30 protein-coding genes are annotated in these 26,292 nt (G+C 62.8%); all 30 read right to left on the bottom strand.

Annotation, left to right across the window (positions count from 1 at the left end; genetic code table 11):
- Positions 1-171: 171 nt before the first annotated feature.
- Positions 172-1,077 carry an adenylate kinase gene (locus tag JQ580_RS29260; RefSeq protein ID WP_212284094.1) on the bottom strand — a complete coding sequence of 302 codons (906 nt, stop codon included), beginning with the start codon at positions 1,075-1,077 and terminating at the stop codon, positions 172-174.
- Between the two features lie 271 nt (positions 1,078-1,348).
- A complete protein-coding gene (gene secY, locus JQ580_RS29255) occupies positions 1,349-2,680 on the bottom strand; it encodes a preprotein translocase subunit SecY (RefSeq protein ID WP_018322274.1) in 1,332 nt (443 codons plus the stop codon).
- Positions 2,681-2,830: 150 nt separating this feature from the next.
- Entirely contained in the window at positions 2,831-3,316 is a 486-nt protein-coding gene (rplO, locus tag JQ580_RS29250; protein WP_212284092.1) for a 50S ribosomal protein L15, read from the bottom strand.
- Between the two features lie 15 nt (positions 3,317-3,331).
- Entirely contained in the window at positions 3,332-3,538 is a 207-nt protein-coding gene (gene rpmD, locus JQ580_RS29245) for a 50S ribosomal protein L30 (protein ID WP_094895379.1), read from the bottom strand.
- Positions 3,539-3,562: 24 nt separating this feature from the next.
- On the bottom strand, positions 3,563-4,159 hold the full coding sequence (rpsE, locus tag JQ580_RS29240; RefSeq protein WP_018322271.1) for a 30S ribosomal protein S5: 597 nt from the start codon (positions 4,157-4,159) through the stop codon (positions 3,563-3,565).
- Positions 4,160-4,203: 44 nt separating this feature from the next.
- The gene (gene rplR, locus JQ580_RS29235) at positions 4,204-4,566 is read right to left on the bottom strand and encodes a 50S ribosomal protein L18 (protein ID WP_007603036.1); all 363 of its coding nucleotides are present in this window, start codon (positions 4,564-4,566) and stop codon (positions 4,204-4,206) included.
- An 11-nt stretch (positions 4,567-4,577) separates the two neighbouring features.
- On the bottom strand, positions 4,578-5,111 hold the full coding sequence (gene rplF, locus JQ580_RS29230; RefSeq protein ID WP_008136336.1) for a 50S ribosomal protein L6: 534 nt from the start codon (positions 5,109-5,111) through the stop codon (positions 4,578-4,580).
- Positions 5,112-5,127: 16 nt separating this feature from the next.
- Positions 5,128-5,526: a 30S ribosomal protein S8 gene (rpsH, locus tag JQ580_RS29225; protein ID WP_212284090.1), complete on the bottom strand. Its 399-nt coding sequence runs from the start codon at positions 5,524-5,526 to the stop codon at positions 5,128-5,130.
- Positions 5,527-5,540: 14 nt separating this feature from the next.
- Complete coding sequence (rpsN, locus tag JQ580_RS29220) at positions 5,541-5,846, bottom strand: 30S ribosomal protein S14 (protein ID WP_061026878.1); 306 nt, start codon at positions 5,844-5,846, stop codon at positions 5,541-5,543.
- Between the two features lie 46 nt (positions 5,847-5,892).
- Positions 5,893-6,450 (bottom strand): 50S ribosomal protein L5, encoded by a 558-nt coding sequence (rplE, locus tag JQ580_RS29215; protein ID WP_018322267.1) that lies wholly within the window; start codon positions 6,448-6,450, stop codon positions 5,893-5,895.
- The gene (gene rplX, locus JQ580_RS29210) at positions 6,443-6,757 is read right to left on the bottom strand and encodes a 50S ribosomal protein L24 (protein ID WP_212284088.1); all 315 of its coding nucleotides are present in this window, start codon (positions 6,755-6,757) and stop codon (positions 6,443-6,445) included. Before rplX ends, rplE begins: the two co-directional genes overlap by 8 nt.
- Positions 6,757-7,125: a 50S ribosomal protein L14 gene (rplN, locus tag JQ580_RS29205; protein WP_007603030.1), complete on the bottom strand. Its 369-nt coding sequence runs from the start codon at positions 7,123-7,125 to the stop codon at positions 6,757-6,759. Before rplN ends, rplX begins: the two co-directional genes overlap by 1 nt.
- A gap of 83 nt (positions 7,126-7,208) precedes the next feature.
- Positions 7,209-7,457 carry a 30S ribosomal protein S17 gene (gene rpsQ / locus JQ580_RS29200; protein ID WP_007603028.1) on the bottom strand — a complete coding sequence of 83 codons (249 nt, stop codon included), beginning with the start codon at positions 7,455-7,457 and terminating at the stop codon, positions 7,209-7,211.
- Positions 7,458-7,470: 13 nt separating this feature from the next.
- On the bottom strand, positions 7,471-7,677 hold the full coding sequence (gene rpmC / locus JQ580_RS29195; protein ID WP_026202715.1) for a 50S ribosomal protein L29: 207 nt from the start codon (positions 7,675-7,677) through the stop codon (positions 7,471-7,473).
- Positions 7,678-7,682: 5 nt separating this feature from the next.
- Positions 7,683-8,096, bottom strand: a complete 414-nt coding sequence (rplP, locus tag JQ580_RS29190) for a 50S ribosomal protein L16 (protein WP_008136349.1) — start codon at positions 8,094-8,096, stop codon at positions 7,683-7,685.
- A 32-nt stretch (positions 8,097-8,128) separates the two neighbouring features.
- On the bottom strand, positions 8,129-8,854 hold the full coding sequence (gene rpsC, locus JQ580_RS29185) for a 30S ribosomal protein S3 (RefSeq protein ID WP_008136351.1): 726 nt from the start codon (positions 8,852-8,854) through the stop codon (positions 8,129-8,131).
- A gap of 17 nt (positions 8,855-8,871) precedes the next feature.
- Positions 8,872-9,258, bottom strand: coding sequence for a 50S ribosomal protein L22 (rplV, locus tag JQ580_RS29180; protein WP_008136353.1), 387 nt, complete (start codon positions 9,256-9,258; stop codon positions 8,872-8,874).
- 10 nt (positions 9,259-9,268) lie between these two features.
- Positions 9,269-9,547, bottom strand: coding sequence for a 30S ribosomal protein S19 (rpsS, locus tag JQ580_RS29175; protein WP_008136357.1), 279 nt, complete (start codon positions 9,545-9,547; stop codon positions 9,269-9,271).
- Between the two features lie 12 nt (positions 9,548-9,559).
- Positions 9,560-10,393, bottom strand: a complete 834-nt coding sequence (rplB, locus tag JQ580_RS29170) for a 50S ribosomal protein L2 (protein WP_212284086.1) — start codon at positions 10,391-10,393, stop codon at positions 9,560-9,562.
- A 12-nt stretch (positions 10,394-10,405) separates the two neighbouring features.
- Entirely contained in the window at positions 10,406-10,708 is a 303-nt protein-coding gene (locus tag JQ580_RS29165; RefSeq protein ID WP_063195096.1) for a 50S ribosomal protein L23, read from the bottom strand.
- Positions 10,705-11,325, bottom strand: coding sequence for a 50S ribosomal protein L4 (gene rplD, locus JQ580_RS29160; protein WP_020508797.1), 621 nt, complete (start codon positions 11,323-11,325; stop codon positions 10,705-10,707). Before rplD ends, JQ580_RS29165 begins: the two co-directional genes overlap by 4 nt.
- Position 11,326: 1 nt before the next feature.
- Positions 11,327-12,043 (bottom strand): 50S ribosomal protein L3, encoded by a 717-nt coding sequence (rplC, locus tag JQ580_RS29155; RefSeq protein ID WP_018322262.1) that lies wholly within the window; start codon positions 12,041-12,043, stop codon positions 11,327-11,329.
- A gap of 55 nt (positions 12,044-12,098) precedes the next feature.
- Complete coding sequence (rpsJ, locus tag JQ580_RS29150; RefSeq protein ID WP_002712302.1) at positions 12,099-12,407, bottom strand: 30S ribosomal protein S10; 309 nt, start codon at positions 12,405-12,407, stop codon at positions 12,099-12,101.
- Between the two features lie 82 nt (positions 12,408-12,489).
- Positions 12,490-13,680, bottom strand: a complete 1,191-nt coding sequence (gene tuf, locus JQ580_RS29145; RefSeq protein WP_008136415.1) for an elongation factor Tu — start codon at positions 13,678-13,680, stop codon at positions 12,490-12,492.
- A gap of 40 nt (positions 13,681-13,720) precedes the next feature.
- Positions 13,721-15,793: an elongation factor G gene (gene fusA, locus JQ580_RS29140; protein WP_212284084.1), complete on the bottom strand. Its 2,073-nt coding sequence runs from the start codon at positions 15,791-15,793 to the stop codon at positions 13,721-13,723.
- A 30-nt stretch (positions 15,794-15,823) separates the two neighbouring features.
- Positions 15,824-16,294 (bottom strand): 30S ribosomal protein S7, encoded by a 471-nt coding sequence (gene rpsG / locus JQ580_RS29135; RefSeq protein WP_018322260.1) that lies wholly within the window; start codon positions 16,292-16,294, stop codon positions 15,824-15,826.
- Positions 16,295-16,309: 15 nt separating this feature from the next.
- Entirely contained in the window at positions 16,310-16,681 is a 372-nt protein-coding gene (rpsL, locus tag JQ580_RS29130; RefSeq protein ID WP_007603006.1) for a 30S ribosomal protein S12, read from the bottom strand.
- An 874-nt stretch (positions 16,682-17,555) separates the two neighbouring features.
- Entirely contained in the window at positions 17,556-19,598 is a 2,043-nt protein-coding gene (locus JQ580_RS29125; RefSeq protein WP_212284083.1) for an ABC transporter ATP-binding protein, read from the bottom strand.
- 134 nt (positions 19,599-19,732) lie between these two features.
- On the bottom strand, positions 19,733-21,793 hold the full coding sequence (locus JQ580_RS29120) for an FAD-dependent oxidoreductase (protein ID WP_212284081.1): 2,061 nt from the start codon (positions 21,791-21,793) through the stop codon (positions 19,733-19,735).
- A gap of 192 nt (positions 21,794-21,985) precedes the next feature.
- On the bottom strand, positions 21,986-26,182 hold the full coding sequence (gene rpoC, locus JQ580_RS29115) for a DNA-directed RNA polymerase subunit beta' (protein WP_212284079.1): 4,197 nt from the start codon (positions 26,180-26,182) through the stop codon (positions 21,986-21,988).
- Between the last annotated feature and the right edge of the window lie 110 nt (positions 26,183-26,292).

Here is a 26,292-nt window from a genome sequence, read left to right as displayed (position 1 = left end):
GCCGATCCCTCGTCAGGAACCGGTCTTTAAGTGCTTGGTTTCTCGGGCAGGTGTTCACAAACGCGAACACGACGCCCACCCCCGGTCTTCCTGGGGCCCGGCATCGTTTGAAACTATCCGACTTGGATGCGGGGCTTATTAGGGGATTCCAGGGGCTTTCGTCAACCGCTGCTAGCGCTTGCCTCGCTTTTTCGTGACCTTTTTTGCGGCCTTTTTGGCAGCCTTCCTGGCGGTCTTTGGCGGCGACTTTTTCGCGGCGTTCTTGACGGTCTTTCCGGCGGCCTTTTTGCCAGCCTTCTTGGCCATCTTCTTGGATCCCCTCACCGCCGCCTTGGCAGCTGTCTTGACGGCCTTTTTCGCCGATTTGGCCAGCTTTTTGGCCGCTTTCGCCGGTTTTTTGGCCAGCTTCTTGGCTGCGGTCTTGTTCGCCCTGCCCTTCCTGGCCGGCCCCGGCTTGGCTGCGCTCGTGGCCTGGGTCTTCGGCCCGATCGCTCCCAGCGCCACGAGCTGGCGATGGATGGCGCGGGTGACCTCGTCGATGGCCATCATACCGTCGATGGTCGAGAGCTTGCGCCGCTCGGAATAGTAGTGAATCAGCGGTTCCGTCTGGTTGCGGTAGTTGGCCAACCGCTTGGTCAGGACCTCAGGGGTGTCATCGAGTCGGACCTCCTCCCCGCGCTCACGCATCTGGGCGACGCGGGTCTCGACACGGTGCAGCAGCGCGCTCTCGTTGACGCGGAGCTCGATCACGGCGTCGAGCTTGAGGTGCTTGCGCTTGAGCAGTTCGTCCAGCGCCTCGGCCTGCGGCACGGTACGCGGGAAACCGTCGAGGATGAAGCCGTTGCGGGCGTCCGGCTGGTCGATCCGATCGGAGATGATTCCGACCACGACCTCGTCGGGCACGAGAGCGCCGCTGGCCATGATCTCCTTGGCCTTCAGTCCGACCGGCGTTCCGGCCGCCACGGCCGCACGCAACATCTCGCCGGTCGAGAGCTGGACGATGCCATAGCGCTCCACCAGCAGCTGCGCCTGGGTCCCCTTGCCCGACCCCGGCGGTCCAAGAAGTATAATTCTCATCGGCGTATGCCCCCCGGATTGGTGAGCGATACGTCGCGCACCTGTGTTTGAAGTCCAAGACCAGTGCAAACCATAATCGGCGTTGCACCGCTACCCATATCATAGGGGAGCAGACGGGCAGACGCCAAGAAGGCCTTTGAAATCAGTGATTGCGTCGCAGTACGAGCTGCTCTGTCGATACGATCGAAAGGTCCGTGCTGCGCTTGCTGCAAGCCGTGCGCCGCTGGCGCACGGCGAATCGGCGGCGCAGACGCGCCGCCTCGAGAGGCCTCTAGCGACGGCGCCCGCGCAGTTTCGACTTGCGGATCAGGCCTTCATATTGATGCGCCAGCAGATAGCCCTGCACCTGCGCCACCGTGTCCATGGTGACACTGACCACGATCAGCAGCGAGGTGCCGCCGAAGTAGAACGGTACCGAAGCGTAGGAGATCAGGATTTCCGGGATCAAGCAGACGATCGCCAGATAGATCGCACCGAGCACGGTGATGCGCGACAGCACGTAGTCGATGTATTCCGCGGTGCGTTCGCCGGGACGGATGCCCGGGATGAAGCCGCCATGCTTCTTCAGATTGTCCGCGGTCTCGGTCGGGTTGAACACGATCGCGGTGTAGAAGAAGGCGAAGAACACGATCAGCGCCAGATACATGATCAGGAACAGCGGACGGCCGTGGCCGAGCTGGGTGGTGATCCATTGGAACCATTCCGGTCCGCTGCCGGCATTGAAGTTCGCCACCGTGGTCGGCAGCAGGAGGAGCGAGGACGCGAAGATCGGCGGGATCACGCCGGAGGTGTTGAGCTTGAGCGGCAGATGCGAGGACTGGCCCTCGAACATCTTGTTGCCGACCTGGCGCTTCGGATACTGGATCAGGAGACGGCGCTGTGCGCGCTCCATGAACACGATGAAAGCAATCACGGCGACCGCCATGATGATGACGACCAGGATCAGGCCGGTCGACATCGCGCCCTGCCGACCCAGCTCGAGCATGTTGGCGAGCGCGGCGGGCAGCTCGGCGACGATGCCGGCGAGAATGATCAGCGAGATGCCGTTGCCGATGCCGCGCGAGGTGATCTGCTCGCCCAGCCACATCAGGAACATGGTGCCGCCGGTCAGCGTGATCGCAGTGGACAGACGGAAGAACAGGCCGGGGTCGCTGACGACGTTGCCGGCACCCTCGAGGCCCACCGCGATACCGTAGGACTGGAACGCGGCCAGGATCACGGTGAGATAGCGGGTGTACTGGTTCAGCAGCTTGCGGCCGGACTCGCCTTCCTTCTTCAGCGCCTCGAGTTGCGGCGAGACGGTGGTGAGGAGCTGGATGATGATCGAGGCCGAAATATACGGCATGATGTTCAGCGCGAAGATCGCCATGCGGTGGATGCCGCCGCCGGCGAACATGTTGAACATGCCGAGGATGCCGCCCGCCTGGGAGCGGAACACCTGCTCCCAGATATTGGGATCGATGCCGGGGAGCGGGATGTAGGTCCCGAGCCGATAAACGAGCAACGCACCCAGGGTGAACCAGATGCGCTTCTTCAGTTCGTCAGCCTTGGCGAACGCACCGAAATTGAGATTGGCTGCCAGTTGTTCCGCTGCAGAGGCCATCTTGGACTTTCTCCCGCCGCCTATTGCGCCGTCATGCCCGCGGCCGGGCTACATTATACCGGACACCGGACATTATCTGGGGCTCGGCTTCGATAAGTCCACGTCCCTCACGCGTAAAGGCCCGCGAGCCGCGGGCCAATGACGCAGTTGTTACGCCGCCTCGCCTTCTTCCTTGGCAGGGGCGAGGATCTTCACCGAGCCGCCGGCCTTTTCGACCGCGGCGATCGCGGTCTTGGTGGCGCCGTGGACTTCGATGTTGAGCTTGGACTTGAGCTCGCCGCGGCCGAGCAGCCGCAGGCCACCCTTGGGCCGGCGCAGCACGCCGCCCTTCACCAGGCTCTCGATCGTCACGACGCTGCCGGCGTCGATCTTCTTGGCATCGACCGCTTCCTGGAGCCGGTCGAGATTGATCTCGGCGAACTCCACGCGGAAGATGTTGTTGAAGCCGCGCTTGGGCAGACGGCGATGCATCGGCATCTGGCCGCCTTCGAAACCCTTGATGCGCACGCCCGAACGCGCGGTCTGACCCTTGCCGCCGCGGCCGGACTGCTTGCCTTTGCCCGAACCAATGCCACGGCCGACGCGCATACGCTTCTTGCGCGAGCCGGCGTTGTCGGCGATATCGCTGAGCTTCATCGCCCTTCTCCTTGTTTACTTCTCGTCGACGATGCGAACGAGATGATGAACTTTCTCGATCATGCCACGCACTGCCGGGGTGTCCTGCAGTTCGCTGGTGCGACCGATCTTGTTGAGCTTGAGCCCGATCAGCGTCGAGCGCTGCGAGTGATGGCGGCGGATCGCGCTGCCGGTCTGCTCGAGCTTGATCGTCTTGCTGGACTTAGCGGCGTCCTTGGCCATGAGAATCTACTCCAGAGCTTTCCGTTAGTCGGCAGCCGCCTCGGCATCGCCACCGATACGGCGCGACTGCAGAGTGGACACCTTGATGTTGCGGCGGGCTGCGACCGAACGCGGCGAATCCTGATGCTTCAGCGCGTCGAAGGTCGCGCGAACCATGTTGTAGGGGTTCGACGAGCCGATCGACTTGGCGACCACGTCCTGGACACCCAGCGTCTCGAACACGGCGCGCATCGGGCCGCCGGCGATGATGCCGGTACCGGCGGGAGCCGCGCGCAGGTAGACACGGCCAGCGCCATGACGACCGGCGATGTCGTGATGCAGCGTACGGCCCTCGCGCAGCGACACGCGGGTCAGATTGCGCTTGGCGGACTCGGTGGCCTTGCGGATCGCTTCCGGTACTTCGCGCGCCTTGCCGTGACCGAAGCCGGCGCGGCCTTTCTGGTCGCCGATCACGACCAGCGCGGCGAAACCGAAGCGCTTGCCGCCCTTGACGACCTTGGCAACGCGGTTGATGTGGACGAGCTTATCGACGAACTCGCTGTCGCGCTCCTCGCGCTCCCTGCGTTCACGTCCGCCGCCGCCGCGTTGATCGCGTCCACCACGTTGTTCGCGTTCTGCCATTTTTCCAATCCTTCAGAGGCTTGCGCCTCAATCCTCAAATTCTGTTAGAAGCTCAGCCCGCTCTCACGCGCTGCATCGGCCAGAGCCTTGACGCGCCCGTGATAGAGGTAGCTGCCGCGATCGAACACGACTTCCTTGACGCCCTTCTCGGCGGCGCGCTCGGCCAGCAGCTTGCCGACCGCCTTCGCCGCATCGATGTCGGCGCCGGTCTTGCCGCCGTCGCGCATCGACTTCTCGAGCGACGAGGCAGAGGCCAGCGTCTCGCCCTTCAGGTCGTCGATGACCTGGGCGTAGATGTGCTTGGACGAGCGGAACACCGACAGGCGCGGACGGCCGCCACCGGAGCGGCGCAGCTTCAGCCGTACACTGCGCTTGCGCCGGGCATTCGTAACCTTGGCTTTCGACATGACCGGCTCCGTTACTTCTTCTTGCCTTCCTTGCGGAAGATGAATTCGCCAACATACTTCACGCCCTTGCCCTTGTAGGGCTCCGGCGGACGATAGGAGCGAATCTCGGCGGCGACCTGGCCGACGCGCTGGATGTCGCTGCCGGTCACCGTGATCTCGGTCGGCTTCGGCACCGTGATCGTGATCCCTTCCGGGATCGCATAGACCACGTCGTGGCTGTAGCCGAGCGCGAGCTGCAGGTTCTTGCCCTGCATCGCGGCGCGGTAACCGACGCCCGTGATCTCGAGCTTCTTCTCGAAGCCCTTGGTGACGCCTTCGACCAGATTCGCGACCTGGGCGCGAGCGGTACCGTACAGCGCCCGCGCACGATTGGTCTCGACCCGCGGGTTCACCTTCACCTGGCCGTTCTCGAGCTTCACCTCGACGTCGTCATGAACGACGAACTGAAGCTGGCCCTTCGGGCCCTTCATCTTGACGGTCTGCCCATCGACGGTCGCGGTCACACCCGACGGAACCGGCACAGGCCTTTTGCCAACACGTGACATGGATCAAAAATCCTTCTCAGAACACCGTGAAGAGGACTTCACCGCCCACATTCGCTTCGCGCGCGCTGTGGTCGGCCATGATCCCCTTCGGCGTCGACAACACCGAAATGCCGAGCCCATTGTTGACCCGCGGCAGGCTCTTCACCGAGGCGTAAACGCGACGCCCAGGCTTGGAAACACGTTCGATCTCGCGGATGACAGGCTCGCCGTCGAAATACTTCAGCTCGATCTCGATCTCGCTGCGGCCCGAGGAATGCTCGAGCGTGGCGTAACCGCGGATGTAGCCCTCGCTCTTGAGGACCTCGAGCACGTTCTCGCGCATCCTCGAGCCAGGCGTCGAGACCTTGGACTTGGAGCGCATCTGCGCGTTGCGGATACGAGTGATCAGATCGCTGATTGGATCGTGCGTAGACATCTAAACGACCCTCCTTACCAGCTGGACTTCACGAGGCCCGGGACCATGCCCTTGGAGCCAAGTTCGCGCAGCGCGATACGGGACAGCTTGTTCTTGCGGTAGTTCGAGCGCGGACGACCCGACAGCTCGCAACGCAGGCGGATGCGGGTCGCCGACGAATTGCGCGGCATTTCCGCAAGCTTCAGGGTCGCGGCGAAGCGCTCCTCCATCGGCAGCGTCTTGTCGGCGATGATCGCCTTCAACCGGGCGCGCTTGGGAGCGGCGTTCTTCGCCATCCTCTTGCGCCGGTTGTTCTTCTCGATTGAACTCTTCTTTGCCATGCTTGGCTCCTGGGTATCCGCGTTTGAGAGGCTTTAGCTCAGCGTCTCACTGCCGGAACGGGAAATTGAAAGCGGTCAACAAGGCCCTCGCCTCTTCGTCGGTCTTGGCCGTGGTGCAGACGGTGATGTCCATGCCGCGGGCTTCCGTGACCTTGTCGAAGTCGATCTCGGGGAAAATGATGTGCTCCTTGATGCCGAGCGAGTAGTTGCCGCGGCCGTCGAAGCTCTTCGGGTTCAGGCCGCGGAAGTCGCGGACGCGCGGCAGCGCGACCGTCACCAGGCGATCGATGAACTCGTACATGTGGGCCTTGCGCAACGTGACCTTGCAGCCGATCGGCTGGTTTTCACGCAGCTTGAAGGTCGCGATCGCGATACGCGAATAGGTCACGATCGCCTTCTGGCCGGCGATCTGGGTCAGCTCGGCAGCAGCGGTCTCGGCCTTCTTGCGGTCGTTGACGGAATCGCCAACACCCATGTTCAGCACGACCTTATCCAGGCGCGGAACCTGCATCACGTTCTCATAACCGAACTTCTCGGTCATAGCCGTGCGGATCTTCGCATCGTATTCCGCGCGCAGACGCGGGGTGTAAGCGGCCTCAGCCATCGATCTCAGCTCCCGAGCTCTTGGCGATGCGGACCTTCTTGCCGTCCGCCAGAATCTTGAATCCGACGCGGGTCGGCTTCCCGTCCTTGCCGACATACGCGATGTTGGACAGTTGGATCGGCGACTCCTTCGAGATGATGCCGCCCTCCTGGGCCTGCGTCTGCTTCTGGTGACGCTTGACCATGTTGATGCCGCGCACCAGCGCCGTGCCGGCGTCGGGACGCACTTCGAACACTTCGCCGGTGCGGCCCTTGTCGCGACCGGTCAGTACGATAACCTTGTCGCCCTTGCGGATCTTCGCAGCCATCACAGCACCTCCGGCGCGAGCGAGATGATCTTCATGTGGTTCTTCGCGCGCAGCTCGCGCGGCACGGGCCCGAAGATACGGGTGCCGACCGGCTCGGACTGGTTGTTGATCAGGACGGCGGCGTTGCGGTCGAAGCGGATGACCGAACCGTCGGCGCGGCGAATGTCCTTGCGGACGCGCACCACGACGGCCTTCATCACGTCGCCCTTCTTCACCTTGCCACGCGGAATTGCTTCCTTGATCGAAACGACGATGATGTCGCCGATCGTGGCGTAGCGGCGCTTGGAGCCCCCGAGCACCTTGATACACATGACACGGCGTGCGCCAGAATTGTCGGCCACGTCGAGGTTGGTCTGCATCTGAATCATTGATGCACCTCGTCCTCTTCAATTTGCGCCAGCCCAGCCGGCGCTCAACATTTACCTGAAGTCGGTCGGCTAAAGCCGAGAGATCAGGCGCTTTTCTTGTGTTCGCCCCGGATCACGACCCAGCGCTTCAACTTCGAAATCGGCTTCGATTCCTCGATCCACACCATGTCGCCCGGCTTGAACTCGTTGCTCTCGTCGTGCGCGTGGTAATTCTTCGAACGGCGGATCGTCTTCTTGTAGATCGGGTGCGTGAAGCGGCGATCAACGCGCACCACGATGGTCTTGGCTTGCTTGTCGCTGACGACCACGCCCTGCAAAGTACGTTTCGGCATCTTCGTAAGCCTCTTACTTCTTCTTCGCGCGCGTCTGCGCGGCGACGGTCTTGATCCGGGCGATGTCACGACGGGCCTCGCGCAGGCGCGAGGTGTTCTCGAGCTGCCCGGTGGCGCGCTGGAAGCGCAGGTTGAAGCGCTCCTTCTTCAGGTTCAGGACAGCGTCATCCTGCTGGTCGGGGCTCATCGCACGGATGTCTTCGATCTTCATCTGGGCCATGGCCATTACTCCGCAATGCGCTCGACGAAGCGCGTCTTGATCGGCAGCTTGGCGGCCGCCAGGGTCAACGCTTCGCGCGCGGTCTGGGTGTTGACACCGTCGATCTCGAACAACACCCGGCCCGGCTTGACGCGCGCGACCCACAATTCCGGCGAACCCTTGCCGGAGCCCATGCGGACTTCGGCCGGCTTCTTCGACACCGGAACGTCCGGGAATACGCGGATCCAGACGCGACCCGCACGCTTCATGTGACGGGTCAGCGCACGACGGGCGGCTTCGATCTGGCGCGCGGTGACGCGCTCAGGCTCGGTCGCCTTCAGGCCGAACTGGCCGAAGGCCAACGTCGCACCCGAAGACGCAACGCCGTGGATACGGCCCTTATGCGCTTTCCGGAACTTCGTCTTCTTAGGTTGCATCATGGCTTTGAGCCCTCAAATTCTCTGTGCTGGCGTCAGGCCGCAGCGTTGTCGCGGCGCCCACGGCCACCGCGATCACCACCGCCGCTGCTTTCGCCTTCGGCCATTCTCTTGTCCTGGGCCATCGGATCGTGCTCGAGGATCTCGCCCTTGAAGATCCAGACCTTGACGCCGCAGGTGCCGAAGGTCGTGAACGCGGTCGCAACGCCGTAATCGATGTCGGCGCGCAGCGTGTGCAGCGGCACGCGACCTTCGCGGTACCACTCCATGCGCGCGATTTCCGCACCGCCCAGACGACCCGAGCAGTTGATGCGGATGCCCTCAGCGCCGAGACGCATCGCCGACTGAACGGCGCGCTTCATGGCACGGCGGAACGCGACGCGGCGCTCGAGCTGCTGCGCGATCGACTCGGCCACCAGGGTCGCATCGAGCTCCGGCTTGCGGATCTCGACGATGTTGATGACGACGTCGGACGAGGTGATGTCCGCGACCCGCTTGCGCAGCTTGTCGATGTCGGCGCCCTTCTTGCCGATCACCACGCCCGGACGAGCCGAGTGGATGGTGACGCGGCACTTCTTGTGCGGACGTTCGATCACGATCCGGGCGACGGCCGCCTGCTTGAGCTCCTTGTGCAGGATCTCACGGATCTTGACGTCCTCGTGCAGCAGCTTGCCGTATTCCTGCTTGCCGGCGAACCAGCGGGAATCCCAGGTGCGGTTGATGCCGAGACGCAGACCGATCGGATTGATCTTTTGACCCATCGTGTTCTCCTGCGCCCTTAAGCGGCTGCTTCGGCTTCGACCTGACGAACGATGATCGTCAGCTGCGAAAATGGTTTGTAGACACGGCCCGAGCGGCCGCGGCCGCGGGCGGCGAAGCGCTTCATGACGAGGCCGTTGCCGACGAAGGCCTGCGCCACGACGAGATCGTCGACGTCGAGATCGTGGTTGTTCTCGGCATTGGCGATAGCCGATTCCAGGCACTTCTTCACGTCGACCGCGATCCGCTTGCGCGAAAACTGCAGATCGGCGAGCGCAGCAGCTGCCTTCCGGCCGCGAATGAGCTGGGCGACCAGGTTGAGCTTCTGCGGGCTCACCCGCAGCATCCGGGCGACCGCCTTGGCCTCGTTCTCGGCGAGGCTCCGTTCGCGCTTAGGTTTGCTCATCGTTTAATCCTCAAGCCTTCTTGGCTTTCTTGTCGCCGGAGTGGCCATGGAAGGTCCGGGTCGGCGAGAACTCGCCGAACTTGTGCCCGACCATTTCCTCGTTGACCGCCACCGGAACGTGCTTCTGACCGTTGTAGACGCCGAAGGTCAGGCCGACGAACTGCGGCAGGATCGTCGAGCGACGGCTCCAGATCTTGATGACGTCGTGACGGCCGGACGCGCGCGCGGCATCTGCCTTCTTGAGCAGAGAACCCTCGACGAACGGGCCTTTCCAGACTGAACGAACCATGTCCGGCGTTCCTTACTTCTTCCGCTTGTGGCGGCTTAGGAGAATGAATTTGTTGGTCGACTTGTTGCTGCGGGTCTTCTTGCCCTTGGTCGGCTTGCCCCACGGGGTGACCGGGTGGCGGCCGCCCGAGGTACGACCTTCACCACCGCCGTGCGGATGGTCGATCGGGTTCATCGAAACACCGCGGTTATGCGGCTTGCGGCCCAGCCAACGGTTGCGGCCGGCCTTGCCGATCGAGGTGTTCATGTGATCCGGGTTCGACACCGCGCCGATCGTGCCGCGGCAACGGCCGTGCACCAGGCGCTGCTCGCCCGAATTCAGGCGGATGATCACGTAGTCCTGGTCGCGACCGACGAGCTGGGCATAGGTGCCCGCGGAACGGGCGAGCTGGCCGCCCTTCCCGATCTTGAGCTCGATGTTGTGGATGATCGTGCCGACCGGCATGTTGCCGAGCGGCATGACGTTGCCCGGCTTCACGTCGACGTAGTTGCCGGCGATGATGGTGTCACCCACGGCCAGGCGCTGCGGCGCCAGGATGTAGGCCTGCTCGCCGTCCTGATACTTGATCAGCGCGATGAAGCCGCTGCGGTTCGGATCGTATTCCAGCCGCTCCACGGTCGCGGGAACGTCGATCTTCTCACGCTTGAAATCGACGGTGCGCAGCGTCCGCTTGTGACCACCGCCGCGGAAGCGCACGGTGATGCGACCGGTGCTGTTGCGGCCGCCCGAGGAGTGCTTGCCTTCGGTGAGCGCCTTGACCGGCTTGCCCTTGTAGAGGGCCGAACGATCGACCATGACCAGCTGGCGCTGGCCCGGCGTCGTGGGATTGAATGTCTTCAGTGCCATCGTCTTGCGACCTTACAGACCGGTGGTCACGTCGATCCGGTGACCCTCTTCGAGAGTCACGATCGCGCGCTTGGAGTTCGACTGCGAACCGAGATTGCCGCGGAAGATCTTGGTCTTGCCCTTGCGGACCAGCGTGTTGACGCTCTTGACCTTGACGTCGAACAGCTTCTCGATCGCTTCCTTGATCTGCGGCTTGGTCGCCTTGGCGGCCACCTTGAACAGCACCTTGTTGTGCTCCGAGGCAATCGTCGCCTTTTCGGTGACGACCGGCGACAGGATCACGTCGTAGTGGCGGGCCTCGATGTTCTTCGTCATTTGAAGCGCGCCTCCAGCGCATCGATGGCGGCCTTAGTCAGAACGAGCTTCTGACGGCGCAGGATGTCGTAGACGTTGATGCCCTGGATCGGCAGAACGTCCATGTTCGGGATGTTGCGGGCCGCAGCGGCAAAGCCGTTGTTGAGCTCGGCGCCGTCGATGATCAGCGCGTTGGTCAGACCCAGACCCGAGAAGTGACCGAGCAGCGCCTTGGTCTTGGCGGCTTCCAGCGCGGCCTTCTCGATCACGACGAGATCGCCGTCCTTGGCCTTGGCCGAGAGCGCATGCTTCAGCGCCAGCGCGCGGACCTTCTTCGGCAGATCGGTGGCGTGCGAACGCACCACCGGACCGAAGGCACGTCCGCCGCCGCGGAACTGCGGCACGCGGGCCGAGCCGTGACGAGCACCGCCGGTGCCCTTCTGCTTGTACATCTTCTTGCCGGTGCGCCAGATCTCGGCGCGACCCTTGGCCTTGTGGGTACCGGCCTGGCGCTTGTTGAGCTGCCACTGCACGCAACGTGCAATGATGTCCTGGCGCGGCTCGAGACCGAAAATGGTGTCAGAGAGCTGGACCGAGCCGGCTTCCTTACCTTCGAGGGTGGTGACCTTCAATTCCATCTCACGCACCCTCTTGCTGGGCCGCAGCCTCGGCTTCGCCGCCCGCAACCTTGAACTTGCCGGGCTTCGGAGCTTCCTTCGGCAACGGCTTCTTGACGGCGTCGCGCACGCGAATCCAGCCGCCCTTGGAGCCGGGAACGGCGCCTTCGACGAGGATCAGGCCGCGCTCGACATCGAGCTGAACGACGCGAAGGTTGAGCGTGGTGATGCGGTCGACACCCATGTGGCCAGGCATCTTCTTGTTCTTCCAGGTCTTGCCGGGGTCCTGACGGCCGCCGGTCGAACCGATCGAGCGGTGCGAGACCGACACGCCGTGGGTGGCGCGCAGACCGCCGAAGTTCCAGCGCTTCATGCCGCCGGCGAAGCCCTTACCGACCGAGGTGCCGGTGACGTCGACGAACTGGCCGACGACAAAGTGGTCGGCAAGGATCTCGGCACCGACCGGGATCATGGCATCCGCGGTGACGCGGAACTCCTCGACCCGGCGCTTCGGCTCGACCTTGGCGACCGCGAACTGGCCGCGCTCGGCCTTGGGCATGTAAACGGTCTTGCGGGCGCCAGAACCAAGCTGGAGCGCAACGTAACCGTTCTTCTCTTCAGTGCGGTGGCCTACGACCTGGCAATTGCCGAGCTTCAGCACGGTCACGGGGATATGTTCGCCGGCCTCTGTAAAGACCCGCGTCATCCCGACCTTTTGTGCGATCACTCCGGAGCGCATCGGCGTGCTTCCTGTTCTTTCTGTCCGCTATAATCGCGAACGTGATCCAAAAATCTTAGAGCTTGATCTCGACGTCGACACCGGCGGCCAGGTCGAGCTTCATCAAAGCATCGACGGTCTGCGGGGTCGGATCGACGATGTCGAGCAGGCGCTTGTGAGTGCGCATCTCGAACTGCTCGCGGCTCTTCTTGTCGACGTGGGGCGAACGGTTGACGGTGAACTTCTCGATGCGGGTGGGCAGCGGAATGGGTCCGCGGACCTGCGCGCCGGTGCGCTTCGCCGTGTTCACGATCTCGCGGGTCGACGTATCGAGGATACGATGGTCGAACGCCTTGAGACGGATACGAATGTTTTGGCCGTTCATTGCCGTGGTCTCTCTTCAGTGGGGTGGCGAATAGCGAATAGCGAATGTCACCATTCGCTACTCGCCGATCCCTATGCTCGTATTACTCGATGATCGAGGCGACGACGCCGGCGCCGACGGTGCGGCCACCTTCGCGGATCGCGAAGCGGAGCTTCTCTTCCATCGCGATCGGCACGATCAGGTGCACTTCCATCGCGATGTTGTCGCCCGGCATCACCATCTCGGTGCCTTCCGGCAGATGCACGACACCGGTCACGTCGGTGGTGCGGAAGTAGAACTGCGGACGGTAGTTGGTGAAGAACGGGGTGTGGCGACCGCCCTCTTCCTTGGTGAGGATATAAGCCTCAGCCTTGAACTTGGTGTGCGGCTTGACCGAACCCGGCTTGCACAGCACCTGGCCGCGCTCGACGTCTTCGCGCTTGGTGCCGCGGAGCAGCGCACCGATGTTGTCGCCGGCCTGCCCCTGATCGAGCAGCTTGCGGAACATTTCGACGCCGGTGACGGTCGTCTTCTGGGTCGCACGGAGACCGACGATCTCGATTTCCTCGCCGACCTTGACGATGCCGCGCTCGACACGGCCGGTCACGACGGTGCCGCGGCCCGAGATCGAGAACACGTCTTCAACCGGCATCAGGAACGGCTGGTCGATCGGACGCTCCGGCTGCGGGATGTACTCGTCAACGTTCTTCATCAGCTCGAGGATGGCGTCGTGGCCGAGCTTCTTGTCGGAATCTTCGAGAGCGGCGAGCGCCGAACCCTTGATGATCGGGATCTTGTCGCCCGGGAAGTCGTACTTCGAGAGCAGCTCGCGGACTTCGAGCTCGACGAGCTCGAGGAGTTCCGGATCGTCGACCATGTCGCACTTGTTGAGGAACACGACGAGCGCGGGCACGCCGACCTGGCGGGCGAGCAGGATGTGCTCGCGGGTCTGCGGCATCGGGCCGTCAGCGGCCGACACGACCAGGATCGCGCCGTCCATCTGGGCGGCGCCGGTGATCATGTTCTTCACGTAGTCGGCGTGGCCGGGGCAGTCGACGTGGGCGTAGTGGCGGTTCGGCGTCTCGTACTCGACGTGCGCGGTCGAGATGGTGATGCCGCGCGCCTTCTCTTCCGGCGCCTTGTCGATCTGGTCGTACGCGGTGAACGTCGCACCGCCCGCTTCGGCGAGAACCTTGGTGATCGCCGCGGTCAGCGACGTCTTGCCATGGTCGACGTGACCGATGGTGCCGATGTTGCAGTGCGGCTTGTTACGTTCAAACTTAGCTTTGGCCATTTGACTCTCCGTTCAATCGTCAGTTCGTGACCGACGACAATCAGGCAAACTTCTTCTGGACTTCTGCCGACACGTTGGCCGGCGCTTCTGCGTAGTGGTCGAACTGCATGGTGAAGGTTGCGCGACCCTGGCTCATCGAGCGCAGGTTATTCACGTAACCGAACATGTTCATGAGCGGCACCATCGCATTGATGACGTTGGCGTTGCCGCGCATGTCCTGACCCTGGATCTGACCGCGCCGCGAATTCAGGTCGCCGATGACCGAGCCGGTATAGTCTTCCGGTGTCACCACTTCGACCTTCATGATCGGCTCGAGCAGGACGGACTTGCCCTTCTGCAGGGCTTCGCGGAATGCCGCGCGCGCTGCGATTTCGAAGGCGAGCGCCGACGAGTCGACGTCGTGATACTTGCCGTCGACGAGCTGAACCTTGACGTCGACCACGGGGAAGCCCGCGACGACACCAGAGCTCATCACGCTGTTGAGGCCCTTTTCGACGCCGGGGATGTATTCCTTCGGAACCGCACCGCCGACGATCTTGGACTCGAACTCGTAGCCCTTGCCGGGTTCGTTCGGCTCGACCACGATCGACACTTCCGCGAACTGACCGGTACCGCCGGTCTGCTTCTTGTGGGTGTACTTGACCTCGGCCTTCTTGGTGACCCGCTCACGGAACGCAACCTGGGGCGCACCGATGTTGGCGTCGACCTTGTAGGTGCGGCGGAGAATGTCGACCTTGATGTCGAGATGGAGTTCGCCCATGCCCTTGAGGATGGTCTGGCCGGACTCCTGATCGGTCGACACGCGGAAGGACGGATCCTCCGCAGCGAGCTTGGCCAGCGCCACGCCCAGCTTCTCCTGGTCGGCCTTGGACTTCGGCTCGATCGCGATCTCGATGACCGGCTCGGGGAATTCCATCTTCTCCAGGATCACCTGCTTGTCGGGATCGCACAGCGTGTCACCGGTGCGCGCTTCCTTCAGGCCGGCCAGCGCGACGATGTCGCCGGCATAGGCTTCCTTGATGTCTTCGCGATTGTTCGCATGCATCAACAGCATGCGCCCGATGCGCTCCTTCTTCTCGCGGGTCGAGTTCACGACGCCGGTGCCGCTCTGCAGAACGCCGGAGTAGATGCGGCAGAAGGTGATGGTGCCGACGAACGGGTCGTCCATGATCTTGAACGCGAGGAGCGCGAGCGGCTCCTTGTCGTCAGCCTTGCGCACAACTTCGTTGCCGCGATCGTCGGTGCCCTTGATCGCGGGCACGTCGACCGGCGACGGCAGATAGTCGACGACGGCGTCGAGCAGCGGCTGCACGCCCTTGTTCTTGAAGGCCGAGCCACACAGCACGGGATAGAACGCGCCAGTCAGGACCGCCTTGCGGATCAGCCGCTTCAGCGTCTCTTCGTCCGGCTCCTTGCCGTCGAGATAGGCGGCCATGGCGTCGTCGTCGAGCTCGACGGCGGCTTCCACCATCTTCTCGCGGTATTCCTTGGCCTGCTCGACCAGATCCTCGGGAATGTCGACATAGTCGAACTTCGCGCCGAGCGATTCATCGTTCCAGATGATGCCCTGCATCTTCACGAGGTCGACGAGACCCTTGAAGTTGTTCTCGGCACCGATCGGAAGCTGGATCGCGATCGGCTTGGCGCCGAGGCGGTCGACGATGTCGGCAAGGCACTTGAAGAAGTCGGCGCCGGTCTTGTCCATCTTGTTGGCGAAGACGATGCGCGGAACCTTGTACTTGTCGCCCTGGCGCCAGACGGTCTCGGTCTGGGGCTCGACGCCCTGGTTCGAGTCGAGTACGCAGACGGCGCCGTCGAGCACGCGCAGCGAACGCTCGACTTCGATGGTGAAGTCGACGTGGCCGGGGGTGTCGATGATGTTCAGGCGCTTGCCGGCCCAGAACGCGGTGGTCGCAGCCGAGGTGATCGTGATGCCACGCTCCTGCTCCTGCTCCATCCAGTCCATCGTCGCTGCACCCTCGTGCACTTCGCCGATCTTATGGCTCTTACCGGTGTAATAGAGGATGCGCTCGGTGGTCGTGGTCTTGCCGGCATCGATATGCGCCATGATACCGAAGTTGCGGTAATTCTCTATGGCATGAACGCGGGGCATTGAGTGTTCCTTAGATTCCGTGTTTCGCCGTTACCAGCGATAGTGCGAGAAGGCACGGTTGGCTTCCGCCATCCGGTGCACGTCTTCCCGCTTCTTGACGGCGTTACCACGGTTGTTCGACGCATCGAGCAACTCGGCAGAGAGCCGCTCGGTCATGGTCTTCTCGTTGCGGTCACGCGCAGCCGAGATCAGCCAGCGGATGCCCAGCGCTTGACGGCGGGTCGAACGAACTTCGACCGGAACCTGGTAGGTCGCGCCGCCGACGCGGCGGGAGCGCACTTCGATCGTCGGCATGACGTTCTCGAGCGCCTGCTCGAACACGCCGAGCGGGTTCTGCTTGGTCTTGGTTTCGATGATACCGAACGCACCGTAGACGATGCCTTCGGCGACCGACTTCTTGCCGGCGTACATCACCGAGTTCATGAACTTCGTGACGATGATGTTCCCGAACTTCGGATCCGGAAGAACTTCGCGCTTTTCCGCTGAGTGGCGACGAGACATGGACCTGGTTCCCGCTTACTTCGGACGCTTCGCGCCGTACTTCGAACGACGCTGCTTACGGTTCTTGACGCCCTGGGTATCCAGAACGCCGCGGAGGATGTGGTAGCGAACGCCGGGCAAGTCCTTGACGCGACCGCCGCGGATCATGACCACCGAGTGCTCCTGAAGGTTATGGCCCTCACCCGGGATGTAGCCGATCACCTCGAAGCCGTTCGTCAGGCGCACCTTTGCGACCTTACGAAGCGCCGAGTTCGGCTTCTTCGGGGTCGTGGTGTAGACGCGGGTGCAAACACCACGCTTCTGCGGCGACTGCTGCAGCGCCGGCACCTTCTTGCGCGACTTCTGCACTTCACGCGGTTGAGCGATCAGCTGGTTGATCGTCGGCATCCTGGCCTTACCCTTTGTTATCGCGGCTCCTTGCGGATCCGCTGTCTTGCCGCAGTCCCATGAAGGGACCGCAATTCTTTCGAGCACCCCGCCCGACCGGGTCACCCTGCGCGAACAAACCGCACAAAGCGAAATCGCGCCAACCGCCCCATCAACGGGCGGAAAGCGCTTCGACGCCACAGAGGACCGCAGTATCAAGGCCGGTCAGCACAAAGCCGCGGCCCGCGCACTGAGGTCATGCATCCGAATTCGATCTCAAGAGGACGTGCTCAAGAGACCTAAAGTCGCACTGGCATTGCCTAGCTATGATCGACAGCGTTTGAGCGGCATTCGTCGAGGTTGGTGCCCGCTTGAGCGATCCCTTGCGGCTCTGGTCCTTGGGGATCTAACGGGTGGCCCGTTCCGACGCTGGCGATGCTCACCGCCTGTCGTTAAGTGAGGCGCTTTCTATAAGTGGGAATCAATCAAGTCAAGGCGAAACGACAGTCAGAAGCGCTTCAGGAGCCTGTCGAAATCGCTGTTTGGCGCGCTCGTCGCCGCACTCCGATATAGGAACGTCTACACGGTTTCGCCAGCCTGCGACAGATTTATACCCGGGTCAAAAGAATTTTTATGACTCGCCGGCCGGCCTTTTTAGCCCCGAGGCATTAATTCTGCCCCTTTGGCGGCAATCTGCGCCGAAGACTTGATCATAATCGTTAGGGCGCCGTTCGCCGTGCCGACGCCCGCGAAGCCGGCCGCGGGCCTTTTTGAGGGTCCGATCAATCCCGAATGGGAGCGATCCGATTGAGTTTTCGAATCGAAGAACTCACCGTTGGGTGCAGATTCGGCGGAGACCGATAACTGGAATCACAGAATCGGTTGCGGTCACCGGTCACTCTTCCTCGTCGTCGTCCTCGTCATCCTCAAGGTCGTCTTCATCATCATCGTCTCTGCCGTCATCGGTGTGAGCCGCCGCGGCGTGCGGCTGGTGGATCTGGTCGTTCCACAGCTTGCGGTAGGTCCCGTTCTTGGCGAGCAACTGGGCATGCGAACCGCGCTCGATCGCCCTGCCCCCTGAAATCACGATGATTTCGTCCATCTCCACCACCGAGGTCAGACGGTGGGTCGACCAGATCATGGTACGGCCCTTGGCGACCTTGAGCAGCGTGCGGTTGATCGCGGCTTCCGTGGTCTGGTCCAGCGCCGAGGTGGCCTCGTCCAGCAGCAGCACCGAGGGATTGCGGATGACCGCCCGCGCAATCGCGATGCGCTGGCGCTGGCCGCCTGACAACGTATCGCCGCGCTCGCCGACCGGAGTGTCGTAGCGCTGGGGCAGGCTCATGATGTAACGGTGGATTTCGGCCTTCTTGGCGGCCTCCTCCACTTCCTCGTCGGTCGCGCCCTCCTTGCCAAGCCGGATATTCTCACGGATCGACATGTTGAACAGCATGTTCTCCTGGAACACCACTGCCATGCTCCGGCGCAGCGAATCCAACGTCACCTTGCGGACGTCGACGCCGTCGATGGTGACGCGGCCTTCGTTGGGCACATAAAGCCGCAGGATCAGGTTGAGCAGCGTGCTCTTGCCGGAGCCGCTGGGACCGACGATCGCGATGCGTTTGCCTGCATTGAGCTTGAGACTGAGATTATCCAGCACCGGCGTCTGACTGCCCTCGTACTGGAAGGAGACGTGATCGAAGGTGATGTCGTTGGTGATGCGCGGCAGATCGGGCGCGCCGGCGCGATCGGCAGCCCGCGTCGGCTCGTCCAGCAGTTCCTGCATATGGCGGATCGCGGCGGCCGAGGAGATCGACACCGGAATGAAATGCATCACATGGGCGATGTTGTAGGAGACCTCCCAGAACGCGCTCTCGAAGGTGACGAAGGTGCCGATGGTGATCTGGCCCTTGGTGGCAAGATAGGCGCCGATGGCGAGCACGACGAGGTGCAGCATCAGCACCGAGATGGTGACCGTCCGCTCCACCATGGTCGAGAGGAACGCGGCCGAAGCAATCTTGTCGCGCGCCTCGTGATTGCGGAAGGTGAAGAAACCGAACATCTTGCGCTGCAGGCTGAACGCCTTGATCACGGCCTGCGCCGCCACGTTCTCCTGCACCATGCCGAGCAGCGCGCTCTCGTTGAGCTTCTGCTCGTAATTGGCCTGCACCGCCTTTGGCGTCAGGATCCGCGGTCCGATCAGCGTGATCGGGAACACGAGCAGCGCGACCGCCGCGAGCTGCCAGTTCAGGAACACCATCAGGATGATGCCGGCGATCAATTCCAGAAACGGCAGCGCGGCACTGTTGGCAAACGTCTTGACCGAGCCTTCGAAGGCCGAGAGGTCGACGGAGAAGCGCGACAGGATCTCACCGCGCTTGGTGCGGCCGAAATACGCTGCCGGCAGGTCCTGAACGTGCTCGAACAGGCGTTGGCGGACGTCCGAGATGATACAGGCCGCCAATCGCGCGTCCCAGCGCTCGTACCAGACCGCAACGATCGAGGTGAAGATGCCGGCGACGGCGAGCACGCCGAGGATCTTGTACAGCGCCTGGAAGTCCTCCTCGCCGAGCGCGTCGTCGATCAGGAACTTGAGGCTGAGCGGCATGATGACGTTGAACAGCGTCTCGACGAAGACGCCAAACGCCACGAATGACAGCATCCGTTTGTAATTAACCAGGAATGGCTTGACGAACCCGACGATGGTCGCGAGCGCGCCGGCGGCCTCGCGCGCGGTAAAGACGACGAGGTCCTCGTCCTCACCGTCGTCATCGAGCTCCAGCTCGTCATCCGCCTCGTCTTCGGCATCCTCGTCGTCTTCGAGGTCCGGTTTGGCAGCCGAGGCGAGCTTGTCGTCGAGCTCGGCCGCCTTTTCGGCGGCGAGTTTCTGTTTGTCGGGCGAAAGGGATTTGTCGGGCGAGGAAGGCTTGGATGCCATGAAACCAACCGATGCTGACGGCCGGCATGACCGCAGAGAAAGCAGGACATAGCGGAGGGCCGCTATCTTGCCGATTCTATGCGATCATTATGAATTCGGCAAAACAATTGGCGAATTCGAGCACGCCCCCGCGGCTAGTCCTCGTCGTCGTCCTCAACCTTGTCGAAGAAGGAATAGCGCAGGCTGTCGGCGTCAGCGTACCACTGTCCCGGCCCCTTGTTGGCGGCGAGCGTCGCCTCCCAGAGCGCATCGGTACTGTCCTTGCGGTGCATCGAGAGGTCGAAGCCATTGCCGAAGAACAGTTCGGACCATTCCCACCAGGTGCCGAGCTTCTTGACTCCACGCAGGAGGTCGTAGCGGTCGATCAGCGCCGGCGCCATGTCCGAGGTGACAGAGCCGAACACGAGGCCGGTCTTGACCACGCGGTTCAGCTCCTTGATCGCGCGGACCACCTGCTTCGGGGAAACATGGCAAAGGCTGGTCTCGAACACGAAGTCGAACGCGCCGTCCTTGAACGGCATGTCGGTGATCGAGCCGAGCTTGTTGTACTTCTTCAGCGCTTTCGGGGTCCTGGCGTGGATGGCGCGGTTGTTCTCGATGCCGAAGGCATCGATGCCGCGGTCGCGCAGCGCACCGACCAGTTCGCCGCTGGCCGAGCCCGCGACGAGCAGCTTGGTGCCCTTCGTCTTGCCCCAGACGATGCCGAGCAGCCTGGTGAGGTAATCGGGATCGGTGAAGTGCCGCCACGCCTCGTGATAGGGACCGAGGCCACGATAATTCTCGAAATAGTCACGGTCGATCTTGTCGGAGAGCGGCTTGTCGTCCTGCGCGCGCGCGCGGCGCAGGCGCATCATCTCGGTCAGGATGATGTCGGTCGCGGCATCCGAGGAGTCGAGCAGTCCGTTCAGCGTCGAGTCGAACAGATAGTCGCCGACCACGACGATCCCGGGATGCTCCTTCGGCTCCGGCCGGTGATTGGTCATGACGTCGCGCACCGGCAGGCCGCCCGGTATCGCGTTCACCGACGACAGCCAGCGATGGATCTTGCCTTCCATGAAATGCGACCGCGCATTGCCGAGCGAGGCCGGCAGCGATTTCAGCGCGGCATCGATCAGCTCCTGATCCGACAGATTGGCGAAGGCCAGCGCGTCGGAGCCCGGGATCAGCCAGTTCAGCACGCCGTGCTTGCCGACGTCGTGGCGCGCGCCCTCGTTGTAGACGCAGCAGCCGCCGAAAGCTTCCGACATGAACCAGGCGCCGGGAATCTTCTCGCCCCAGAACGGTGTGTCGAACAGGATCGAGACGCGCAAGTAATGCGCGGGACGGTCGAAGTAGGAGATGTGCTTGACCATCGACTTGCGGAGCTGCTCGCCCTCCCACCCCATGGTGGCGAGCCAGGAATGCGGCAGGCAGACCAGCACGAGATCGAAGTCGCGCGTCTCCGGTCCCTTGCCGTTCATCATCTTGAGCTGGTAGCGGCCGGTCGGCGCCTTGCCGACGGCAAGCACGCGGTGATTGAGCTGGATGTCGGCGTTGACCTCCGACTGCAGGCACTCGATCAGCTGTTCGTTGCCGTTCTGGATGGAATAGAGGCCGATATAGCCGTCGACATCCATCAGATAGTTCTTCAGCGCATTGAGGCCGTTGGTGTTGTGGCTCTCTGTCGCGATGTCGGAGCGCGCCATCACCTTGAAGAAGCGCTTTGCGGTTTCGTCCTCGACCTCCTCGTCGAGCACCTGCTCGGCAGTCTTATAGGCCCAGGGGTTCTCGTTGTCGTGCGCGCCGACGCCCTCGTAGTATTCGACCGGCGACATCGCTTCAGCGCAGCGCTTGCGGAACGCCTCGATCGCCGCGGCGGTCTTGGCACCGTATCTGCGGCGCATGCCCGGCACGTCGTCGAGGAGCTCGCCGCCGAACTGCACCTGCTCGGCATCCATCGGAATCGTCTGCAGCCCGAAATGCTGGATCAATTCGCGCAGCGGATCCGGCCCGGTCATCGAATAGTCGTAGATCTCGGCAACGCCGGCCTCGTACATCGCGGGCGCCGAGTCGAACTTGCGCGTGACGATCTTGCCGCCGAGCCGGTCGGAGGCCTCGTAAATGGTGACGCGACAGAGATCGCCAAGCTTGCGCTTCAGATACCAAGCGCTCATCAGCCCGCCGGGGCCGCCACCTACGATTGCGAGATCAAGCATGTGAGTTCCGAGGTCTCCGGCGCTGCCCCGTCACGGGATCCACCGTTCTAAGCTCCCTTAGCACAAGCGCTTTTGCGCCTGAAGGAAAGATGAACAAAGGTTGATCCCGCATCGCAACAGGCAACCAAAGCAGCAAAAAGGCCGGCTTTCGCCGGCCTTTTCATTGTCCTCGGTAGTCCTACGGATGAACGATCATTCCGCGGGAGGCAGCGCAGGAAGCTCCGCTTCCGGCGCGGGCGACACGACCGCCGCCTGCTTCTCGCGCTCGTCCAGGATCATCTTGTCGCGCTTCACGGCGACTTCGCGGATCTTGGCCATGGAGGCGCCGGTGCCCGCCGGGATCAGCCGGCCGACGATGACGTTCTCCTTGAGACCTTCGAGCGGATCGACCTTGCCGTTGACCGCCGCTTCCGTGAGGACGCGGGTGGTCTCCTGGAACGAGGCCGCCGAGAAGAAGGAGCGGGTCTGGAGGCTCGCCTTGGTGATGCCGAGCAGAACCGGCGTCCCCGTGGCGATCTTCTTGCCCTCTTCCTTGGCCTTCTCGTTGAGCGCGTCGAACTCGATCTTGTCGACCTGCTCGCCCGAGATCATGTCAGTGTCGCCCTGGTCGGTGACTTCCACCTTCTGGAGCATCTGACGAACGATCACCTCGATGTGCTTGTCGTTGATGAGCACGCCCTGGAGCCGGTAGACCTCCTGGATTTCGTTGACCAGGTAGGCCGCGAGTTCCTCGATGCCCTTGACCGCAAGGATGTCGTGCGGCGCCGGGTTGCCTTCCACGATGAAGTCGCCCTTTTCGACGACGTCGCCGTCCTGAAGGTGGATGTGCTTGCCCTTCGGGATCAGGTACTCGCGCGCCTCCTCGGTCTTGTCCATCGGCTCGATCGAGATGCGGCGCTTGTTCTTGTAGTCACGCCCGAACCGGATGGTGCCCGCGATTTCGGCGATGATCGCCGCATCCTTCGGACGCCGTGCCTCGAACAGTTCCGCCACCCGCGGCAGACCGCCGGTGATGTCACGCGTCTTGGCGCTCTCGGTCGAGACACGGGCGAGGATGTCGCCCGGGTTGACCTTGGCTCCCACGTCGACCGACAAAATGCCGTCGACCGACAGCATGTAGCGGGCATCGCCGCCACGGGCGAGCTTGAGCACCTTACCGTCCTTGCCCTTGACCACGATGGCCGGACGCAGATCCGCGCCGCCGCGAGTCGAGCGCCAGTCGATGACCACGCGCTTGGCGATGCCGGTGGCCTCGTCCAGCGTTTCCGTGATCGACTGACCTTCGACCAGATCCTCAAAGCCGATGATGCCTTCCACTTCGGTGAGAAGCGGACGCGTGTAGGGGTCCCACTCGACGATGCGCTGGCCCCGCTTGACCATGTCGCCTTCGTCGACGTGCAGGCGCGCGCCGTACTGAATACGGTGCGTCGCACGCTCGGTACCGTCGGCATCGACGATCGCGATCACCATGTTGCGGACCATCGCGACCAGGTGACCTTCGCTGTTGCGGGCGATGGCCTTGTTCCGGATCACGATCTTGCCGTCGAAGTTCGATTCGACGAAGGACTGCTCGTTGAGCTGCGCCGCACCACCGATGTGGAAGGTGCGCATGGTCAGCTGGGTACCGGGTTCACCGATCGACTGCGCCGCGATGACGCCGACGGCTTCACCGTGGTTGACCGGCGTGCCGCGGGCAAGGTCGCGGCCGTAGCACATGCCGCAGATGCCGTTGACGAGTTCGCAGGTCAGTGCCGAACGGATCTTCACCTCCTGCACGCCACCCTGCTGGATGGCGTCCAGATGGCTCTCTTCCATCAGCGTGCCGCGCTTGATGATCACCTTGCCGGAGCTGTCGCGAATGTCTTCGCAGGCTGTGCGTCCGAGGATGCGCGAGCCGAGCGAAGCAACCACGGTGCCGGCATCGACGATGGCGCGCATCTTGATGCCGAGCTTGGTGCCGCAGTCACTCTGCGTGATGATGCAGTCCTGCGCCACGTCGACCAGACGACGAGTCAGGTAGCCCGAGTTCGCGGTCTTCAACGCGGTGTCCGCGAGGCCCTTGCGGGCGCCGTGGGTCGAGTTGAAGTACTCAAGCACCGAGAGGCCTTCCTTGAAGTTCGAGATGATCGGCGTCTCGATGATCTCACCCGACGGCTTGGCCATCAGGCCGCGCATGCCGGCGAGCTGGCGCATCTGGGCCGGCGAACCGCGGGCACCGGAGTGAGCCATCATGTAGATCGAGTTGATGTCGGCATCAGCCCCGCTCGCCGTCTTCTTGGTCGAGGAGATCTCCTTCATCATCGCCTTGGCGATTTCTTCCGTGGCCTTCGACCAGGCGTCGACGACCTTGTTGTACTTCTCGCCATGGGTGATCAGACCGTCGTTGTACTGCTGCTCGAAATCCTTCGCCAGCGTACGGGTGGTGTCGACGATCTTCCACTTGGAGTGCGGTACGACCATGTCGTCCTTGCCGAACGAGATGCCGGCCTTGAACGCGTTGTAGAAGCCGAGCGCCATGATGCGGTCGCAGAAGATCACCGTCTCCTTCTGGCCGCAGTGGCGGTAGACCTGGTCGATCACGCCCGAGATCTCGCGCTTGGTCATCAGCTTGTTGATGATCTCGTACGAAATCCGCGGGTTCTTCGGCAGGAGATTGCCGAGCATGACGCGGCCGGCGGTGGTCTCGATCCAGCGCGTCGAGACCTTGCCGGTCTCATCCATCCCCTGCCACCGGTACTTGATCTTGGTGTGGAGGTGGATGACCTTCGCATGCAGCGCGTGCTCGAGCTCGGCCATGTCGCCGAAGATCTTGCCCTCGCCGGGCATGCCTTCGCGCATGATCGAGACGTAGTAGAGACCGAGCACGATGTCCTGCGACGGCACGATGATCGGCTGGCCGTTCGCCGGATGCAGGATGTTGTTGGTCGACATCATCAGGACGCGCGCTTCCAGCTGCGCTTCGAGCGACAGCGGAACGTGCACGGCCATCTGGTCGCCGTCGAAGTCGGCGTTGAACGCGGCGCAGACCAGCGGGTGAAGCTGGATTGCCTTGCCCTCGATCAGCACGGGCTCGAACGCCTGGATGCCGAGACGATGCAGCGTCGGCGCGCGGTTGAGCAGCACCGGATGCTCGCGGATGACCTCATCCAGGATGTCCCAAACCTCCGGCCGCTCCTTCTCGACCAGCTTCTTGGCCTGCTTCACCGTGGTGGACAGGCCCTTGGCGTCGAGCCGCGAATAGATGAACGGCTTGAACAGCTCGAGCGCCATCTTCTTCGGCAGGCCGCACTGATGCAGGCGCAGCTCGGGACCGACCACGATCACCGAACGGCCCGAATAGTCGACGCGCTTGCCGAGCAGGTTCTGGCGGAAACGGCCCTGCTTGCCCTTGAGCATGTCGGCGAGCGACTTCAGCGGGCGCTTGTTGGCACCCGTGATGACGCGACCGCGGCGGCCGTTATCGAACAGCGCATCGACCGCTTCCTGAAGCATGCGCTTCTCGTTGCGGATGATGATGTCCGGTGCACGCAGCTCCATCAGCCGCTTCAAGCGGTTGTTGCGGTTGATGACGCGGCGGTAGAGGTCGTTGAGGTCCGAGGTCGCGAAGCGGCCGCCGTCCAGCGGCACGAGCGGACGCAGGTCCGGCGGGATCACCGGAACCACGGTCATGATCATCCATTCCGGCTTATTGCCGGAGTGGCGGAACGCTTCCACGATCTTCAGGCGCTTGGCGAGCTTCTTGTGCTTGATGTCGGAGTCGGTCTCCTGCATCTCGAGACGCAAGGTGGCTTCGAGCTTCTCGAGGTCCATGCCCTTGAGCAGCTCGCGAATCGCTTCCGCGCCGATCATGGCGGTGAAGCTGTCCTGGCCGTACTCGTCCTGCGCCTTCAGGTACTCGTCTTCCGACAGCAGCTGACGGTCCTTGAGTGCGGTGAGACCCGGCTCGAGCACGACGTAATATTCGAAGTAGAGGATCCGCTCGAGATCCTTCAGCGTCATGTCGAGCAGCAGGCCGATGCGCGAGGGCAGCGACTTCAGGAACCAGATGTGCGCGACGGGGGCTGCGAGCTCGATATGGCCCATGCGCTCGCGTCGGACGCGCGACAGCGTGACCTCGACCGAGCACTTCTCGCAGATGATGCCCTTGTACTTCATGCGCTTGTACTTGCCGCACAAGCACTCGTAGTCCTTGATCGGTCCGAAGATGCGGGCGCAGAACAGGCCGTCGCGCTCGGGCTTGAAGGTACGGTAGTTGATGGTCTCCGGCTTCTTGATCTCGCCGTAGGACCAGGACAGAATCTTCTCTGGAGACGCGATCGAGATCCGGATCTGGTCGAAGACCTGAGCCGGAGTCGTCGGATTGAAGAGATTCATAATTTCTTGGTTCATCGTCTTCTCCTCGCGTGCCGGTCGCCTCCGGCCGCAAATTCGAAAATCACTCGATCGGGGCGCCCTGCCCTCAAGGCCTCGGACGGAGCGCCGATGCCCGGCCGCGAAGG

The organism is Bradyrhizobium sp. SZCCT0148 (assembly GCF_018129985.1).
GTDB classification, from domain to species: Bacteria; Pseudomonadota; Alphaproteobacteria; order Rhizobiales; family Xanthobacteraceae; genus Bradyrhizobium; species Bradyrhizobium japonicum_H.
Note: the sequence above shows the minus strand (reverse complement) of the source record. Positions and strands in the feature narration are given on the sequence as shown.

Bases quoted from the DNA above. Each gene is read 5' to 3' on its own strand.
- tuf (WP_008136415.1), bottom strand. From the start codon at position 13,680: ATGGCCAAAGCTAAGTTTGAACGTAACAAGCCGCACTGCAACATCGGC.
- rpoC (WP_212284079.1), bottom strand. From the start codon at position 26,182: ATGAACCAAGAAATTATGAATCTCTTCAATCCGACGACTCCGGCTCAG.
- rpsC (WP_008136351.1), bottom strand. From the start codon at position 8,854: ATGGGTCAAAAGATCAATCCGATCGGTCTGCGTCTCGGCATCAACCGC.
- rplP (WP_008136349.1), bottom strand. From the start codon at position 8,096: ATGATGCAACCTAAGAAGACGAAGTTCCGGAAAGCGCATAAGGGCCGT.
- rplX (WP_212284088.1), bottom strand. From the start codon at position 6,757: ATGGCTGCGAAGATCCGCAAGGGCGACAAGGTTATCGTACTGACCGGT.
- rplD (WP_020508797.1), bottom strand. From the start codon at position 11,325: ATGGAATTGAAGGTCACCACCCTCGAAGGTAAGGAAGCCGGCTCGGTC.
- rpsS (WP_008136357.1), bottom strand. From the start codon at position 9,547: ATGGTTCGTTCAGTCTGGAAAGGCCCGTTCGTCGAGGGTTCTCTGCTC.
- rplC (WP_018322262.1), bottom strand. From the start codon at position 12,043: ATGCGCTCCGGAGTGATCGCACAAAAGGTCGGGATGACGCGGGTCTTT.
- rplV (WP_008136353.1), bottom strand. From the start codon at position 9,258: ATGAGCAAACCTAAGCGCGAACGGAGCCTCGCCGAGAACGAGGCCAAG.
- rpsJ (WP_002712302.1), bottom strand. From the start codon at position 12,407: ATGAACGGCCAAAACATTCGTATCCGTCTCAAGGCGTTCGACCATCGT.
- rpsQ (WP_007603028.1), bottom strand. From the start codon at position 7,457: ATGCCGAAACGTACTTTGCAGGGCGTGGTCGTCAGCGACAAGCAAGCC.
- JQ580_RS29260 (WP_212284094.1), bottom strand. From the start codon at position 1,077: ATGAGAATTATACTTCTTGGACCGCCGGGGTCGGGCAAGGGGACCCAG.
- JQ580_RS29165 (WP_063195096.1), bottom strand. From the start codon at position 10,708: ATGACGAAGAACATCGAGGCCCGCCACTACGACGTGATCCTGTCGCCG.
- JQ580_RS29120 (WP_212284081.1), bottom strand. From the start codon at position 21,793: ATGCTTGATCTCGCAATCGTAGGTGGCGGCCCCGGCGGGCTGATGAGC.
- fusA (WP_212284084.1), bottom strand. From the start codon at position 15,793: ATGCCCCGCGTTCATGCCATAGAGAATTACCGCAACTTCGGTATCATG.
- rplN (WP_007603030.1), bottom strand. From the start codon at position 7,125: ATGATTCAGATGCAGACCAACCTCGACGTGGCCGACAATTCTGGCGCA.
- rpsN (WP_061026878.1), bottom strand. From the start codon at position 5,846: ATGGCAAAGAAGAGTTCAATCGAGAAGAACAACCGGCGCAAGAGGATG.
- rpsL (WP_007603006.1), bottom strand. From the start codon at position 16,681: ATGCCGACGATCAACCAGCTGATCGCTCAACCGCGTGAAGTGCAGAAG.
- rplF (WP_008136336.1), bottom strand. From the start codon at position 5,111: ATGTCACGTGTTGGCAAAAGGCCTGTGCCGGTTCCGTCGGGTGTGACC.
- rplE (WP_018322267.1), bottom strand. From the start codon at position 6,450: ATGGCTGAGGCCGCTTACACCCCGCGTCTGCGCGCGGAATACGATGCG.
- rplB (WP_212284086.1), bottom strand. From the start codon at position 10,393: ATGGCACTGAAGACATTCAATCCCACGACGCCGGGCCAGCGCCAGCTG.
- rpsE (WP_018322271.1), bottom strand. From the start codon at position 4,159: ATGGCAGAACGCGAACAACGTGGTGGACGCGATCAACGCGGCGGCGGC.
- rplR (WP_007603036.1), bottom strand. From the start codon at position 4,566: ATGTCGAAAGCCAAGGTTACGAATGCCCGGCGCAAGCGCAGTGTACGG.
- rpmC (WP_026202715.1), bottom strand. From the start codon at position 7,677: ATGGCCCAGATGAAGATCGAAGACATCCGTGCGATGAGCCCCGACCAG.
- rpsH (WP_212284090.1), bottom strand. From the start codon at position 5,526: ATGTCTACGCACGATCCAATCAGCGATCTGATCACTCGTATCCGCAAC.
- rpmD (WP_094895379.1), bottom strand. From the start codon at position 3,538: ATGGCCAAGGACGCCGCTAAGTCCAGCAAGACGATCAAGCTCGAGCAG.
- secY (WP_018322274.1), bottom strand. From the start codon at position 2,680: ATGGCCTCTGCAGCGGAACAACTGGCAGCCAATCTCAATTTCGGTGCG.
- JQ580_RS29125 (WP_212284083.1), bottom strand. From the start codon at position 19,598: ATGGCATCCAAGCCTTCCTCGCCCGACAAATCCCTTTCGCCCGACAAA.
- rplO (WP_212284092.1), bottom strand. From the start codon at position 3,316: ATGAAGCTCAGCGATATCGCCGACAACGCCGGCTCGCGCAAGAAGCGT.
- rpsG (WP_018322260.1), bottom strand. From the start codon at position 16,294: ATGTCTCGTCGCCACTCAGCGGAAAAGCGCGAAGTTCTTCCGGATCCG.